Raw genomic sequence first — 14,921 nt, forward strand, 5'->3', positions numbered from 1 at the left:
CCGGGGCGCCGACCATCGATGGTGCCGTCGACCATGCTCGAACTGGTGCGATATTCCCTGTTTCGAGTGGTTTGATCACTGATTAGTCCATCCTTGCGAATCGGGCGAGTTCCCCATGGGCATGCCGGTGCCCGGGTTGAGGACCTGGACCTCTCGGAGCGTCGCGGGCCCTCGATCCGCGAGCCGAGAGGCCGACGGACGCACCGGATGGCAAGGAGAACATTCACCGTGGTCGACATCGTCGAGATCTACGTGCACTGGTACGCGGGCCGGTCCAAGAGCCAGGTGTCCGCCTCGCTGGGGGTGGACCGCAAGACGATCAGGAAGTACCTGGCACCGGCGGAAAAGGCGGGGATCACCCCGGGCGGGCCGCCCATGAGCGAGACGGACTGGGCCAAGCTGCTCAAGAGCTGGTTCCCCGAGCTCACGAGCCGGAAGCTGAACCAGGTCAGGTGGGGCGAGATCGAGCCGCACCGCGACTACGTCAAGGAACTACTGAAGACGACCACGGTCACCACGATCCACCAACGCCTTCGCGACGAGGGCAAGTTGAAGGTGTCACTGACGACGTTCCGCCGCTGGGTCCACGAGAACCTGCCCGACGAGGCGGCCCGCTCGAAGGTCACGGTGCTGCGGGACGACGTCGAGCCGGGCTCGGAGGCCCAGATCGACTACGGCTTCCTGGGGCAGTGGATCAACCCCACGACCGGGAAACGCCACCGGATCTGGGCGTTCGTGATGGTGCTGCCCGCCTCGCGGCACATGTTCGTCCGCCCGGTGACGCACATGGACCAGCACGCCTGGACCCTCGCGCACGCAGAAGCCTTCCGCTTCTTCGGCGGCGTCCCGCACCGCCTGGTGCCGGACAACCTCAAGACCGGGGTCGACAAGCCGGACCTCTACGACCCGAAGATCAACCGCTCCTATGCCGAACTCGCCACCTACTACGGCACGTTGGTGGACCCGGCCCGCGCATCGAAGCCGAAGGACAAGCCGCGGGTCGAGCGGCCCATGCCCTATGTTCGCGACTCGTTCTGGAGCGGTCGGACGTTCACCTCGCTGGAGCACATGCAGGCCGAGGCCCTGCTCTGGGCCACGAACGTCGCAGGTCAGCGCCAGTGCCGCCCGCTGGGCGGCGCCAAGCCGCTGTCCGTCTTCGACGCGGTGGAGGCCATGGCCCTGCTGCCGCTGCCCGAGGAGCCGTTCGTGCTGGCCAGATGGTCACAGGCCACCGTCGGCCCGGACATCCACATCAAGGTCGGCCGCACGCTCTACTCGGTGCCCTGGAAGCTGATCGGCCGCCGGGTCGATGTCCGCTCCACCGCCACGATGGTGCAGGTCTTCCACGAGGGCGAGCTGGTCAAGACGCACACGGCACTTGAGCAGGGCAAACGCACCGACAAAAACGACTACCCGCCCGAGAAGATCGCCTTCCAGATGCGCACGCCGATCTGGTGCCGCGGCCAAGCCTCGCAGGTCGGGGACGCCTGCCGACAGGTGATCGACCAACTGCTGGAGGTCAACGCCCTCTACCGGCTCCGGGCCGCCCAGGGAGTACTCGGACTGCGCAAGAAGTACGGCGACGCCAGACTCGAAGCCGCCTGCGCGAAGGCGGTCGCGGTTGGTGACCCGTCCTACCGGACCGTCAAGGGCATCCTGGTCGCCGGCACCGAGACCGACCCGGAACCGGAGACCGGCGACGCCGGAGCCGCGGCCTTCCTGCACGGCCCCGAGGGCCTGTTCGCCGCCACCATCCCCCTGCAGATCCCCGGCGAGGTCCACGACGACGAGGGTCACGCCGACGCCGGCGCCGAGGAGGCCGGCCGGTGAGCGTGATGACCACCGCCCTGCGCGAGTCGCTGAAGACACTGCGGCTGTCCGGCATGCTGGAAACCCTCGACGCCCGTCTCACCCAGGCCCAAAAGGGCGAGCTCGGGCACCTCGACTTCCTCCAGGTCCTCTGCCAGGACGAGATCACCCGCCGCGAGTCCCTCGCGCTCGAACGGCGCCTGCGCAGAGCGAAGTTCGAGCAGCAGGCCACCCTGGAGGGCTTCGACTTCACCGCCTCCCCGAAGCTGCCCGCCGCCCAGATCCGCGACCTCGCGGCCCTGCGCTGGCTCCACTCCGGCGAGTCCGTCATCTTGTTCGGACCCGTCGGCGTCGGGAAGACACACGTCGCCCAGGCCCTCGGCCACCAAGCCGTCCGCCAGGGCGCCAACGTCCGCTTCAGCAAGACCAGCCGCATCCTCGCCGAGCTCGCCGGCGGTCACGCGGACCGCACCTGGGACAAGCGCATGCGCGAACTCATCCGCCCCGACCTGCTCATCCTCGACGACTTCGCCATGCGCCAGCTGACCGCACCCCAGGCCGATGACCTCTACGAACTCGTCTCCGAGCGGCAAGGACGCTCTCTGATCATCACCAGCAACCGGGCGCCCAGCGACTGGTATCCCCTCTTCCCGAACCCGGTCGTCGCCGAGTCACTGCTGGACCGGCTGATCAACGCCAGCCATCAGGTGATCATGAACGGCCCCAGCTACCGGCCCAACAAGCGGCCCAAGGACCGGACCGGCAAGCCGCCGACCGCCTAGCGTCCGGGTTGGTCGACGTTCCACTCCCTCGGCAGGGCCTCGTCACAGAAGACGCAGACGAAGTCCTCCTCGCGCACAATGTTGAGCTGCTGGCAGGAGAGGCAGCGTCGGAACACCACCTCGTGCGTGAAACCGGACGGGCGAACGATCCCGGCCCGGTCCAGGGCCTCGACGACGGCCGACCATGAGCTGACGTCCGGGCAGTAGCCGGTCGACTGATTACTGACCTCGCCGACCGCCCACCGCCCGGACTCCTCGCGGAAGCTGATCTCGCCAGCGCCCAGTACCGCTTCTCCACCAGCACACACCACGTGCTCACTGCGACGCGGCGCAAGACGCAGGACCCCAGCCTGATCGACAACGAAGGTGAAGGGCTCGGCCAACTCCTCCACCGTCCGAGCCGAGACCCACTCGTGGAAGTCCGCCAGCGACCGCATGCCCTGACCCTCGCCGTCCGGTCGGACGAGGCTCCTCAACTCGGGCGGACCGACATAGCGATAGCTCCACCCGCGCATGGTCATACTCGCCAACCTAGACCCGACTGGGGCGAGGACCTGGGGAATTACGTGACCGCAGGGGTGGGGAATTACGTGATCGTCGACACCGTGCGGCCGGAAGAGGCTGAACCAGCACGGAAACTGCTGCTGGCGAGGGACGATGCGCCACCGTTCCCGGACCTCCGAGGAAAGTCGCACGCTCCGGAACTGCACAGCCTCGTTGGCGGAAGAGCCCAGGGACGACGCTCAAGGATCATTGCGGGCAAGCCTTCGGCACCGTTACCGCTGCCGCAGTCATGATCTGACTCCGATCGTGATCAAGACTCCCCAGTCCGGTTCCCGGTGCCCCAGAAGAACGGGCCGGCTGTCGGCGTAACTGTGATGTCCCAGCCGAGCGCGCGAAGCTGTCTTTCCAGTCCTGCCGGCTCATACGGAACTTTCACGATTCGGTAGGCCGTCCCATCAGGGGTGCGCCGCTGGATGGTGGACGATGCCGGGCCCTCGACGAGCTCCTCTGGCGTTCGGTAGTGGTCATCGACGAAGAACACCCGGCCCTGCGGCGCGAGGGCAGTGGTCACCAGAGACCAGAAGGACTCGAATCGCCTGGCTGGCACGTGCGAGAGCCAGCACCCCATGAAGACGACGTCATAACGGCGGTCAGGTTCCCAGGCGAACAGGTCAGCCTCGACGAATCTCACTTGGGCACCATCAGAGACGCGGCTCGCGGCGATCGCGAGCATTTCCGGGGACGCATCGACGGCAGTGACGTCGCTGGCGTGGCGGAGCAGCTGAGGGGTCCAGGTGCCGGGACCACAGGCCAGTTCCAGCACACTGCCCGCCGGCCGGAACGCGTCGAGCGCCTCAGCCAGCTCAGAGCCGCCGGGAAGATCGAGGAGCTGGTCAAGGTAGTCCGGGGCAAGGGCACTGTAGTAGGCACGCTGTTCGGACAGGAGCCGTTCCTGAGTTGATCCGGTGTTCATAGCGCCACTGTGGGACTTGCCCCAGGGGCAAGGTCAACCCTCAGAACTGGCTAGGCACTGTCTCGCCGGACGTGATCGGAGAGACAGTGCCTCGCCGCGCTCGGTGGCCGTCGTGATAGGCGTGCGGGACGACACGTTCGCGGTGGCAGGAACGCTTGTCAGCGGCGAGGCTGCGAACCTCGGTCAGCGCGCCCAGCGCATCCGTGGGTGAGGAGGTGCCGACGCCGTGGAGCACGGGCATGAGCGCCGCTCCGCCCTGGGCACAGGGCAGTCGCCCGGATCCGCAACGGGGCAGCCGCTGGCGCTGTCAGCCTGTCAGCAGGGGAGGTCCGCCACAGCCTTGCCAAGGTCGCGTTCGAGGTCACCCGGCGTCTGGAGACCCCGATTCGCCAGGTAGTCCAGGTGCTCATGGCTCTCGGGCAGTGCAACCAGGCCGAGGAACGTGGCGGAGTCGAAGCGGACGTTCGCCGGGCGGGGCTGCGTGAGGTCATTGATCGCGCGCTTCGCGGCCTTGACCCCTGCGGGTGGGAAGCCGGAGATCGTTGCGCTCGATCATGGAAACCTCCCATGGAACCGGATTCAGTCCTGGTGGAACGATCAGCTTCCGTGACGCCGCGCAGTGCGGCGGACGGCGATTGAGCTTGACTGCGTCAGGTGGGGAGCCGGACGGCGCCGGGGCCCAGGACCGGCTCCACGTCGGAGCCGGCAACCTCGTGGCCGCAAGAACAGCGCAGCTCGACGTGGACATGGCCGCCGCAGCCGGAATGGCGCAGCACCACCGGCGCGGCCGCAGGGTCGCCGAGGTGTGTGTCGCCGTACTGCAGCAGCGCGGCCAGGACCCATTGCAGATCGTGGGCGCGCGCTGTGAGGTGGTACTCATGACGCGAGCGCTGCCCGGCCTCCTGGTAGCTCCGGCGTTCCAGCAGGCCCGCGTCGACCAGTTGCCGAAGGCGCTCGGTGAGGGCCCTGCGGGAGATCCCGAGGTGCTCGGCTATCTCGTCGAAACGATGCAACCCCGCGAAGACCTCGCGAAGGATGAGCAGGGTCCATCGCTCGCCGACCAGGCTCAGTGTTGCGGCGACGCTGCAGTTGCCGAGATCAAGTTCTCGCCACTCCATGACAACAGGGTACCTCTTGAGTTCCTATTTGGAACTCAGCCTTGACGTCACCTGGGTTCCAGATGAAGACTTAGATGGTCGGCGCTGACCCACGAATCTCCTTCGACCGGTGGCCGGAAGCCTGATCAGCTCCGCTTCGGCAGTGCACGGAGCGCGAGCAGACTCTCCCCGCGTTTTCCGCCCACACCGCGGCAGGAGCCGATCAATCCCCCCACTTCCCACGCCGACACCGCAATCCCGAGGAGCAGCTCATGCCCGTCTTTAACGCCCACGTCCCCGCCAAGCGCTTCTCCTCGGAACAGAAGGGCGCTCTCGCCGGTGCGCTGAACCAGTCACTGGTCCAGGCCCTCGGAATACCCGAGGGCGACCGGTTCATCATGATCAGTGAGCACGGCGAGAACGAACTCTTCCTGGACCCGACGTTCATGGGCATGCAGCGCAGCAGCGATGCCATGATCATCACGCTTCAGCTCGGGGCCCACCGACCCCTGGAAGACAAGCGGGCAGTGGCGGCGGCCATCAACAAACTGGTGGTCGAAGCACTCGGCGTCTCACCCGATGACATCTTCATCGCCTTGATTCCGGTCCCGAACGAGAACTTCTCCTTCGGCCGGGGCGAACTCCAGCTCGCCGACGGCGCACCACGCTGGTGAACCACGGCCGCATGGTGAGATTTCCCCACACGAGTCAGTCGCTGACCTGGCTCTCGCCCCGGAACGGCGCACCGGGTGGGAGCGTTGCTCCAAGGCCGTACTTGAAGGAGATGTCATGCAGGTAGCCGTGGTCACCTTCGACGGGTTCAACGAGCTCGACAGCTTCATCGCATCCGCGCTGATCAACCGATGCCGTAAGGATGGCTTGGAAGCCTTCATCACGACGCCGACACCGGTGGTCACGTCGATGAACGGTGTAGAGGTGACAGGGCAGCGCCCGATGGAGTTCGTGACCGAAGCCGAGGTCGTGCTGATCGGCAGTGGCGTGAAGACACGAGACGTGGTCGCCGACGACCGGCTCATCTCCCGCCTGTCGCTCGATCCTTCACGACAGCTCGTCGGTGCGCAATGCTCCGGCGCGCTGGTGCTCGCCCGGCTGGGGCTGCTGGACGGCATGCCGGCGTGCACCGACATGAAGAGTCGGCCCTTTGTCGAAGCCTGCGACGTGACCGTGTTGGACGCGCCGTTCCACGCCGAGGGAAACATCGCCACGGCAGGGGGCTGCCTGGCGTCCCAGTATCTAGCCACCTGGGTGATCACCCGCATGCTCGGAGAGGACGCCGCGCGCGACGTCATCGGCTACGTGGCTCCGGTCGGCGAAAACGAGGAGACCATCGAGCGGGCCATGCGCACTGTGCACACGGGCGCTGTCGCACTGCGCTGACGTCCCGTGATCAGTCTCGGCACGATGAAGATCCACCATGTTGAAGCCGTCTGGTCACGGCCTGATGTGAGGTGGCGGTCGGTGCCGGCCGCGGGCGATTGCCGCAGTTCAAGTCTCGTCTGCCGCTTCGCTGATCACGGTCCACCGATTCCCCTGGCATGAGCCTCCCCTCCGTAGATTTGGGCGGGGGAGCGTCATCATCCTCAGTTTTGAGTCCGCGGGTGCTGCACCTCAGGAGACCTACATGAACGAACTACTCACCGAGGCGATCGAAGCCCACGGCGGATACACACGCTGGAGCCAGTTGACTCAGGCGCGAGCCACCCTTGTCAGCGGCGGTCATCTCTTCGCAGTGAAAGGCCTGCCGCAGGATCCCGAGCCCCGCGAGATGACCGTCCTCCTTCACGAGGAGCACGCCTCGGTCAGACCCTTCGGCGCCCCCGACCAGAAGACCGACTTCACGCCCGGACGTGTGAGCATCGACAAGCTCGACGGACGTGTGGTGGCCGAACGCGAGGACCCACGGTCATCCTTCAGCGGCCACACTCTGGAGACCCCCTGGGACCCGCTGGACCGCGCCTACTTCAACGGCTACGCCCTGTGGACCTACCTCACCACACCGTTCCTGCTGGCCATGTCCGGCTTCACGGTCACCGAGATCGAGCCGTGGCGGGAAGGAGACGAACTCTGGCGAGGACTGCGCGCCACCTTCCCACCCGGGATCGCCAGCCACAGCACCCGCCAGGACTTCTACTTCGGCCCCGACCTGCTGCTGCGCCGACACGACTATCACGTCGATGTGGCAGGCGGATTCGCCGCCGCCCAATACGTCTACGACTGCGTGGAAGCGGACGGCATCGTGCTGCCCACCAAACGCCGGGCCTACCGCCGCGACGCCGATGGCTACCCCGTCCTCGATCAGGTCATGGTCTCGATCGACCTCAGCGACATCCACTTCAGCTGACAGCGCGGAGAACATCTGGCCGATGCGCTCGATGGCGGTGAGGAGTTCGTCCACGATGCCCTCGGCATCATCGCGTTCGGCAGGTAGATCGAACGCCCTGGACGAGGCCGAGGTCTCGCATGCGCCGGCTGTGACAGCGCTCTTGGAAAGAGTGGCGCCGCCGGCGGCAGTTCACCACGCGCTCGCCGATCTCCAGTCCCTCGGTATTCGGCCCCAGGCTCTGCGGCCACGCACCACGTGCCGCCTGACCGGCCCCTGACGTCGGAACAGACCGGGGTTTCCCGTCGCAGGACACCGTTCGGTTCGCCGACCTCTCCGGCTACGACCGCGCGTATGGATTGCGGTATGAGTGACCTTTGGTTCTCAGCACCCGACGAACTCGGCGGACGTGTGCCCCTGACGCGAGGCTCGCGACGCGCCGTGCTGTCTCAGTTTCCGTATCAATCAGCAGCGCTCCTGCCTCCTCGGAGGTGACCCCACATCTCTCAGCGGATCTCCCAAATGGCGCGTCAGCGGTGGTGGCTGTGCCGGCCGAGGGGCGTGAAGGGGGTCGCAGGGGCGGGGCAACTGCAGTACGCGGTGGATGCTCGGGCCCCAGGTGGCGTTCCCGTCTTGGTGACCGGGCTGAGTGGGGCGGATGACCTGGTTCTCGCCAGGGAACGCCGGTTATCGCTCGGACCAAGCGTGGCGCAGGGCCTCGACGGATCGACGCCCGTCTTCCTGGTCCGTCGTCCAGTTGCTGACGGAGACGCGAAGGACGTCGCGGCCCTTCCGCCGTGAGCCGGACATCCACGCGGTGCCGTCGGCGAGTAGCCGGGCCGTGACCTCGCGAGGTCGTTCGTCGTCGCCGAACGCGACGCTGACGTGGGTGTAGACGACGTCGTTGAGGACTTGAGCGTTGTCGATCGCGGCGATCTGCTCGGCGATCGACCACGCGCCGTGGGCGAGTCGCGCGACGAGATCGGCCACTCCCTCGCGGCCGAGTGAGCGCAGGGCGGCCCAGACGGGGACGCCGCGAGCACGGCGTGAGAGTGCGGGAACCTTGGCCTGAGGGTCCGCCGGCCCGGCGGCGTCGGACATGAGGTAGCTCGCCCGGATACCCATGGTGGAGCTCAGGGGCTCCGGGTGGGCGACGATGGCGACACCGCAGTCGTACGGCACGTTCAAGGTCTTGTGCGCGTCGGTGGCCCAGGAGTCCGCGGCTTCTACCCTTGCGACGAGGTGGCGCAGGTCCGGGCAGGCAGCGGCCCACAGGCCGAAGGCGCCGTCCACATGGACCCATGCGCCGCGAGCGTGGGAGAGCGCGATCGCGTCGGCCAGGGCGTCGGTGCGAATCCGGCCCTGCGCGTGGGCCGGGACGGCTCTGGGCTGCCCCAGTCCGAGGTAGCGCAGCGCGAGGTCGATCGTGTCGTGCCGTTCGGCTCCGACCAGGACGTGAACCGGTGGGGCACCGGCCAGACCGGCTGTGCTGACGTCCCAGCCGGTGCCGGCGAGGACGGCCTGCCGCACGGCGGCCAGGCCGGTGAAGTTGGCCATGGTCGCCCCCGTCACGAAGCCGACGCTTGCGGTGTCGGGAAGGCCGCGCAAGTCGGGCAACCACGCCCCGGCGGCCTCCTCCAGAGCTGCCACCGCGGGCGTCCTCAGCCGCTGCCCGGCGTTCTGGTCCCAGGCGCTGACCAGCCAGTCGGCGGCGAGCGCACCGGGCAGCGTCCCGCCCATGACCCAGCCGAAGAACGACCCAGCCGAAGAACCTGCCCGATCCGATCGCCATCAGCCCGGGTTCGGCCGCCGCAGCGAGCAGATCGGTCACCGTCGCAGGGTCGGTTCCCTGCTGCGCGAGGGCCCCTCCCACTTCCTCTGCGACGGCATCGACGGACACCCGCGGACCGACGGTCCTTGTGTCGAGTCCGCGCAACCATGTCCGGGCATGCTCAGCCGCCCGCGAGAGGGCACCGTCGAAATCTGCGGCGCTGCCATGGGGGTTCCCCTGCAACTTCATGGTCAAGGAGTTCGGGATGCCATGTCATCTACCAGCGCCGCGCCGACTTCCCGTCCGACCGGTCACCATGACCGGTCTGTCCGCACCTGCACACGTCGTGCCCTACCCGGGCCGGCGACCGCCCCCGGCACGGCGTCAGCCCCGCGGGTTGGTTGTGTCGCGCAGGAGGGCGAGGACAGGGGCGTACATGCGCGTCTTGATGGTTCCGAGGGTGTCGCCGGCCTTGCTCGCGTGAGCCTGGGCGAGTTCGAGGGCGGCAGTGCGCAGGGCGCCCTCGTCCACGGCCTGATCGACGATTCCGGCGGTGGCGGCTTCCTCGCCGCCGAAACGACGGGCGGTGACCATGGCGTGCTGGGCCGTTTGCGGGGTCAGCCGCGACTGGATGAGGGCGGACATGCCCGGAGTGAAGGGGATGTTGATCTCTGCCTCGGGCAGGCACCAGAAGCCTCGGTCGGCACGCATGAGACGGAAGTCGTGGGCCAGGGAGAGCATCGCTCCGGCGGCGAACGTGTGTCCCTGCAGGGCGGCTACGGTGACCAGCGGGAGGGACAGGAACCTTGCGAAGAGACCGTGGACGGAGTTGACGTAGTCCAGGTACTCGTCGCTGTGCCCTGCGAGCCATTCGAGATCGAGACCGTTGGAGTAGAACTTCCCGTTCGCAGCGGTCACCAGGGCGCGGGGGCCTTCCGACTTCTCCACCTCGTCCAGGGCCGCGTTGACCGAGGCGATCCAGTCGGGGTGGAAGCGGTTCTCCCCGTCGCCGAGGTTCAGAACGAAGACGGCGTCGTGGCGGTCGAGCGTGGGCATGATGGCTCCTTGGAGACGTTGCGGTGGGGCAGGGCACATGGGCCGGATGATGTCGGCGCGTCTGCTGACACCGTAAACCGGGCTGCGGGCTGTCGCCGTCCGGTGAACGGGGTCGGTGGGCGCTTGTGGACGAGGTGATGTCTCTGGCGTGCGTCTCTCCGCCCGCGGAGCGAAAGTCAGCTGGGAAGTGCTCGCCGGGCGCGGTGGTGCAGGGTGGCTGCGGCCAGCAGGCCCAGCGCCAATGTGGCACCGGCGAGGAGGATGCCCGTGAGGGCCGGTCCGCCGGGGGGTGCGGACGCATGGATCCAGCGGACGGCGAAATTGGTGCTTGCCGCTATGGGGAAGCTTAAGATCCACAGGCCCGGATGGAACGAGGGCTGGCGTAGTTCGGGGAGGAGGAAGACGACGAGGAGGACGGTGAAGAGCAGGGTGCCGGCGAAGCCGTAGCCGACGGCGTCGAAGACGCCCTTGTGAGCGGCGGTCCAGGCGATTCCGCCGGTCGCCGGTGGGATGGTCAGGACGGTGAGGGCCGGGCGGGCGGGCCCGGGCAGGGGGCCACCGGTGACGAGGCTGCCGAGGATGACGGTGCCGAAGGCAAGCCAGTACAGCAGCCCCACCGCGAAGGCGGCGTCGGCGACACCCCGCAGCCTGAGCGTGGAGGCGACGGCACTCGCCACGAACGGTGCGGAGGACACCGGCAGCAGATAGCCCGGGTGCAGAGCGGTGGTGCTCAGGGTGCCCGTGAGCCAGTGGGCGAGCAGGCGTGCGGCGATGAAGGCGGCCAGGATAAGGAACACGGCGTAGACCCAGCGTGCCCCGGTGAGCTCGAACCGGGAGAAGTGTCCTGTGATCAGCATGCCGATGATGGGAACGTACCCGAGGGTGAAGCCATCGCCGGGATGACGCAGGTCGTGGCGCAGGTTGTGCCATCGGGTCCCGCCATGACGCAGGTACTGGGCCAACAGCACCAGCCAGATCAGTCCGCTGACGCTGAACAGCGCGTCGCTGACCTGCAGAGCGGACGGAAATGTGGTTACCCCTGCCTGCCAGGCTCCGCCGAGGCCGGCGGTGCCGAGGGAGACGGACAGCAGCCTGATCCGTGCGGCGCGGGTCGCATGGGGACCGTTGACGTCGGAGACGATGTCGGCGGCTGGACGCGCAGGCCCGCTGTCGCACGGGGCGGTGCTGGTGTGCTCTGTTGTGTCGACCATGTCGGTCATGGGGGACCTCGAGGGAATTGCCGAGGGCGCGGGCCTCAACTCGCCTGCCCGGCGATGCGGGGCGTGGCGTGCTCAGGCGGCCATGTCCAGGACGACGCGGAAGCGTGCCTTGCCCGAGAGCATGCGCTCGTAGGCGTCCATGGCGTGGGTGAAGGGCATGGTCTCGGTGGCGGGGCGGATGCCGTGGGCGAGGCTGAAGGCGAGGTTGTCCTCGTTCTGGATCGACGATCCGGTCAGGCTGCCGACGATGCGGCGGGTGCCGAAGATCAGGTCGGCTGTGGCGACCGTCAGCGGGTCGGGGGCGGCGCCGACGACCACCAGCGTGCCGCCCGGGGCCAGGCCGCGGACCAGGGGGTTCATGGACGTACCGCTGGATGCCGTGGCGACGATGAGCGAGGCCCCGCCCAGGTCGGCCAGCGCCGTGCCGGGGTCGGTGAGGGTGCTGTCGATGTACTCGTGGGCGCCCAGCTCCCTGGCGAGTTGCTCCTTTTCCTGGCCGCGGGCGATGGCGGCCACACGGTGTCCGAGGCTGCGTGCGTACTGCAGGGCCAGGTGACCCAGCCCGCCGATTCCCTGTACGGCGACCAGGGCGCCCGCGCGGGCGGGGGCCTGCTGGAGCGCGGTGAGGGTGGTCAGTCCGGCACACAGCAGCGGGGCCGCTTCGACGGCGGACATGCCGTCGGGGATGCGCACCAGTCCGCTCGCGCGGGCGTAGGTCACCTCCGCGTATCCGCCGTCGATGGTGGTGCCGGTCTGTTCCTGGTTGAGGCAGTTGACGAAGTCGCCGCGACGGCACGGTTCGCACTGCCAGCAGTGCCCGTTCAGGAAGCCGACGCCGACGCGGTCGCCGGGCCGCCAGGCGGTGACGCCCGCGCCCACGGCATCGATCACGCCGACGACCTCGTGGCCGGGAACGACGGGACGTGACGGGTCGGGGCGCAGGCCCTCCACGGCCAGCACGTCGGTGTGGCAGACACCGCACGCCTCCACCCTGACCCGGACGTGTCCCGGATCCGGGTCGACCAGCTCGCGCTCGACGAGCTTGAGCTGGTGGACACCGGTGGCCTCGAATGCTCGGTAGACGGACATGACGCTTCTCCTCGATGCTGCCTCTCCCGACGCGGGGCGGGCCGAGGGCTTGGTGGTGGGGCGTGCTTCAATATGACCGGTCACTTCAATATGACCGGTCACTTTAAACTTAGTCAAGCAGGCCCGAGGTCGAGACGTGGGTCACGTGTCGTCGTGTGCGGCCCCCTGTGACGTGGGTTTGACCCAGACCAAGGCGACCGGACATATTGAACCCGAGGTGGTGGTGAGGATGGCACGCGCGTCCAAGCGCGAGGAGATCGCGCAGGCAGCCCTGGAGCAGTTCCGCACGCGTGGCTTCAATGCCACCGGCATCAGCGACATCACCTCGGCGGCCGGAGCTCCCAAGGGCTCGTTCTACAACCACTTCGCCAGCAAGGAGGAGAGCGCCCTTGAGGCACTGAGCCGCTACGCCGCCGGGCTGCGGTTCGACCTGCTCGAGACCCCCGGACGTCCTGCGCTGGAGCGGCTTCGGGCGCACTTCGAATTCCTGGGTGCGGACACGGTCGCCAGCGGCTTCGCCCGCGGATGCCTGGTGGGCAACCTGGGGGCGGAGGTGGCGGACCACTCCGAGGAGATCCGCTCCGCCGTCCGGAGCGGCTTCCACCGGTGGGCCGCGCACATCCGGCGGGTGCTCACCGAAGCCAGGGAAGCAGGTGAGCTGGACGCCGCTCTCGACGTCGAGGAGGCCGCGCTGTTCATCCTCAGCGCCTGGGAGGGCACGCTGATCGCGGCCCGGGCCGACAAGTCCTCCGCTCCCTTCGACGCCTTCTTCCACATGGTCTTCGGCGTCCTCCTGCGCTGATCGCGGCCGGCCGGCCGAGAAAGACTCGCGGGCGCCGCCAACCACACCAAGGCTCCGCCGGCCCGCTTGGCAGGCGCAGGCGCAGGCGCAGGCGGGCCAGCCTGGGCGCCTCAGCACACGACTGTCGTCGTAGGGGCCTACGGACGAGTCTCATTCGCACTCCTCCGGACCCGCATTCTCACCCAGTCGTGACCTGCACCAATCGACCCAAGCACTGCCCTCATTGCCAGAGGTCAGCTGCGTCGTGTCCCCTGGGGTCCATTGTCAGGAGGTCTTCATGCAGGCCCGACAAGGCCCGCCCAGTCGGAGAGCCATCTTCGCCCGACTCCATGACCACCCAGCCGGCGTTCACACCCGACACGTTTACGTCGCCGCCGGCGTCCAGCTCGTCGAGCGTCGCGAACACCGCTTCATAGGCAACGGCTCGGACCAGGCGAACAAGGTCCTCCCGGTCCGCCCCGGCGGCGAGAAGGCATTGCGCGGCGGGCAGTCGATCGAACGAGCCTGGCTCGGCCCAGGCGTCGGCCACACCGTGCCACAGGCTCCGCAACAGCACGAATCGCGCGAGCTGCGGAAGGTCTTCCAGGACCTCCGACTTGATCAGGTCGAGAGCATCGGCCACGCCGAGCGCGCTGAATTGGGCACGCAGCGACTCCGCGGCAGCCTTTCGTGGCACGTCCAGGCTGTTCAGTCATTCCTGCCATGCTGGTTGAGGATCACTCACCGCAACAGCATGCCCTACGGTCGGAAGACGGGGCGATCGGCGCAGCTGTCCCTGCTGGCGCACCGGGCGCTGTGGTTCACGGAACTGCAGCCAGAGCCAGAGTCAAATATCCCCATCACTGTCCGGCAGGGGCCTTGTCCGCCCGGTCCTGAGCCGTGGTCTTCGCCCGGCCGGTGACCTTCTCTCCGCGTTGTCTTGCGTGATCGCATCGAAGGCCCGCCCGGGCGCCGTCGGCCCGGGCCGTTCCTGCCCGCGATGGCGGTCCTGGGTCACTCATGTCGGCCCGGCAGAAGAAGAAGCCGGTGCCCGCCGGTCCCGGCGGTGAACATGGCCAGGGTGACACCTGCGTCCTTCACCTTTTCCTGCAGCGCCCCGGCAAAGAATCACTGCGGCGTCGGCGCTGCCCGCGCGGCCGGGCCGCAGCCGGCACCGCCGTGACCTGGCGCCGTCGGTCGGGCTGTCGCCGGGCGGTTGTCCCGGTCTGTTCCCGGTGGCGGCCCCGTCCGGGGGCGGGGGCCGAGGGGGTGGGTTCGGGGGCTGTGGGCGTGATGTCGGCCATGCGAGCGGGATCACATCCTAACCAGGGCCGTAGGACCGGATGCCCCTGAAATGCACCGACAGCGCCATTCATGCACAAAGCGGACATTCCTACGTATCAGGGTAGTAGGTCACATCATTGCGTCCGCCCTCGGCCGCCGCTAATCATGGCTGTCGTCGCCGCGAGCCGGATGACCGGAAGCGAGCGAATCCCCC

The 14,921-nt window shown here is 68.0% G+C and carries 14 protein-coding genes; 6 read left to right on the plus strand and 8 right to left on the minus strand.

The features are described from left to right. Positions 1 to 228 precede the first annotated feature (228 nt). Together istA and istB are read left to right on the plus strand one after the other, a co-directional pair. On the plus strand, positions 229 to 1,830 hold the full coding sequence (gene istA / locus ACIBJF_RS41565; RefSeq protein WP_399182019.1) for an IS21 family transposase: 1,602 nt from the start codon (positions 229 to 231) through the stop codon (positions 1,828 to 1,830). A 5-nt stretch (positions 1,831 to 1,835) separates the two neighbouring features. Further along, on the plus strand, positions 1,836 to 2,591 hold the full coding sequence (istB, locus tag ACIBJF_RS41570; RefSeq protein ID WP_399182044.1) for an IS21-like element helper ATPase IstB: 756 nt from the start codon (positions 1,836 to 1,838) through the stop codon (positions 2,589 to 2,591). Here istB and ACIBJF_RS41575 read toward each other — a convergent pair. The 3 genes from ACIBJF_RS41575 to ACIBJF_RS41585 form a co-directional block, all read right to left on the minus strand. Continuing rightward, positions 2,588 to 3,112, minus strand: coding sequence for a hypothetical protein (locus ACIBJF_RS41575; protein WP_399182021.1), 525 nt, complete (start codon positions 3,110 to 3,112; stop codon positions 2,588 to 2,590). The genes istB and ACIBJF_RS41575 overlap by 4 nt on opposite strands. 293 nt (positions 3,113 to 3,405) lie before the next feature. Then, complete coding sequence (locus tag ACIBJF_RS41580) at positions 3,406 to 4,068, minus strand: class I SAM-dependent methyltransferase (protein ID WP_399182023.1); 663 nt, start codon at positions 4,066 to 4,068, stop codon at positions 3,406 to 3,408. Positions 4,069 to 4,718: 650 nt separating this feature from the next. Then, on the minus strand, positions 4,719 to 5,186 hold the full coding sequence (locus tag ACIBJF_RS41585) for a helix-turn-helix domain-containing protein (RefSeq protein ID WP_356318621.1): 468 nt from the start codon (positions 5,184 to 5,186) through the stop codon (positions 4,719 to 4,721). Between the two features lie 251 nt (positions 5,187 to 5,437). On the opposite strand from ACIBJF_RS41585, the gene ACIBJF_RS41590 reads away from it, so the two are divergent. The 3 genes from ACIBJF_RS41590 (at position 5,438) to ACIBJF_RS41600 (ending at position 7,527) form a co-directional block, all read left to right on the plus strand. Further along, positions 5,438 to 5,839, plus strand: coding sequence for a tautomerase family protein (locus tag ACIBJF_RS41590; RefSeq protein ID WP_399182025.1), 402 nt, complete (start codon positions 5,438 to 5,440; stop codon positions 5,837 to 5,839). Between the two features lie 115 nt (positions 5,840 to 5,954). Then, a complete protein-coding gene (locus ACIBJF_RS41595; RefSeq protein WP_399182027.1) occupies positions 5,955 to 6,563 on the plus strand; it encodes a DJ-1/PfpI family protein in 609 nt (202 codons plus the stop codon). Between the two features lie 244 nt (positions 6,564 to 6,807). Next, entirely contained in the window at positions 6,808 to 7,527 is a 720-nt protein-coding gene (locus ACIBJF_RS41600) for a hypothetical protein (RefSeq protein WP_399182029.1), read from the plus strand. Between the two features lie 666 nt (positions 7,528 to 8,193). On the opposite strand, the gene ACIBJF_RS41605 is transcribed toward ACIBJF_RS41600, so the two are convergent. The 4 genes from ACIBJF_RS41605 to ACIBJF_RS41620 form a co-directional block, all read right to left on the minus strand. Then, positions 8,194 to 9,246, minus strand: a complete 1,053-nt coding sequence (locus ACIBJF_RS41605; protein ID WP_399182032.1) for a pyridoxal phosphate-dependent decarboxylase family protein — start codon at positions 9,244 to 9,246, stop codon at positions 8,194 to 8,196. Between the two features lie 415 nt (positions 9,247 to 9,661). Next, positions 9,662 to 10,333: an enoyl-CoA hydratase-related protein gene (locus ACIBJF_RS41610; RefSeq protein WP_399182034.1), complete on the minus strand. Its 672-nt coding sequence runs from the start codon at positions 10,331 to 10,333 to the stop codon at positions 9,662 to 9,664. Positions 10,334 to 10,509: 176 nt separating this feature from the next. Beyond that, on the minus strand, positions 10,510 to 11,544 hold the full coding sequence (locus ACIBJF_RS41615; RefSeq protein WP_399182036.1) for a hypothetical protein: 1,035 nt from the start codon (positions 11,542 to 11,544) through the stop codon (positions 10,510 to 10,512). 81 nt (positions 11,545 to 11,625) lie between these two features. Then, positions 11,626 to 12,642 (minus strand): alcohol dehydrogenase catalytic domain-containing protein, encoded by a 1,017-nt coding sequence (locus ACIBJF_RS41620; protein ID WP_399182038.1) that lies wholly within the window; start codon positions 12,640 to 12,642, stop codon positions 11,626 to 11,628. Between the two features lie 229 nt (positions 12,643 to 12,871). Between ACIBJF_RS41620 and ACIBJF_RS41625 the strand changes: the two genes are divergently transcribed. Continuing rightward, positions 12,872 to 13,444 (plus strand): TetR family transcriptional regulator C-terminal domain-containing protein, encoded by a 573-nt coding sequence (locus ACIBJF_RS41625; RefSeq protein WP_399182040.1) that lies wholly within the window; start codon positions 12,872 to 12,874, stop codon positions 13,442 to 13,444. A 220-nt stretch (positions 13,445 to 13,664) separates the two neighbouring features. On the opposite strand, the gene ACIBJF_RS41630 is transcribed toward ACIBJF_RS41625, so the two are convergent. Further along, entirely contained in the window at positions 13,665 to 14,120 is a 456-nt protein-coding gene (locus tag ACIBJF_RS41630; protein WP_399182042.1) for a hypothetical protein, read from the minus strand. Positions 14,121 to 14,921: the final 801 nt, after the last annotated feature.

The sequence above is a fragment of the Streptomyces sp. NPDC050743 genome, from assembly GCF_044456925.1.
GTDB lineage: Bacteria > Actinomycetota > Actinomycetes > Streptomycetales > Streptomycetaceae > Streptomyces.

Excerpts from the sequence above, each read along its gene's own strand:
- ACIBJF_RS41600 (WP_399182029.1), top strand. The coding sequence starts at position 6,808 with ATGAACGAACTACTCACCGAGGCGATCGAAGCCCACGGCGGATACACA.
- ACIBJF_RS41625 (WP_399182040.1), top strand. The coding sequence starts at position 12,872 with ATGGCACGCGCGTCCAAGCGCGAGGAGATCGCGCAGGCAGCCCTGGAG.
- ACIBJF_RS41585 (WP_356318621.1), bottom strand. The coding sequence starts at position 5,186 with ATGGAGTGGCGAGAACTTGATCTCGGCAACTGCAGCGTCGCCGCAACA.
- ACIBJF_RS41605 (WP_399182032.1), bottom strand. The coding sequence starts at position 9,246 with ATGGGCGGGACGCTGCCCGGTGCGCTCGCCGCCGACTGGCTGGTCAGC.
- ACIBJF_RS41620 (WP_399182038.1), bottom strand. The coding sequence starts at position 12,642 with ATGTCCGTCTACCGAGCATTCGAGGCCACCGGTGTCCACCAGCTCAAG.
- ACIBJF_RS41575 (WP_399182021.1), bottom strand. The coding sequence starts at position 3,112 with ATGACCATGCGCGGGTGGAGCTATCGCTATGTCGGTCCGCCCGAGTTG.
- ACIBJF_RS41580 (WP_399182023.1), bottom strand. The coding sequence starts at position 4,068 with ATGAACACCGGATCAACTCAGGAACGGCTCCTGTCCGAACAGCGTGCC.
- ACIBJF_RS41615 (WP_399182036.1), bottom strand. The coding sequence starts at position 11,544 with ATGGTCGACACAACAGAGCACACCAGCACCGCCCCGTGCGACAGCGGG.
- ACIBJF_RS41610 (WP_399182034.1), bottom strand. The coding sequence starts at position 10,333 with ATGCCCACGCTCGACCGCCACGACGCCGTCTTCGTTCTGAACCTCGGC.
- istB (WP_399182044.1), top strand. The coding sequence starts at position 1,836 with ATGACCACCGCCCTGCGCGAGTCGCTGAAGACACTGCGGCTGTCCGGC.
- ACIBJF_RS41595 (WP_399182027.1), top strand. The coding sequence starts at position 5,955 with ATGCAGGTAGCCGTGGTCACCTTCGACGGGTTCAACGAGCTCGACAGC.
- ACIBJF_RS41590 (WP_399182025.1), top strand. The coding sequence starts at position 5,438 with ATGCCCGTCTTTAACGCCCACGTCCCCGCCAAGCGCTTCTCCTCGGAA.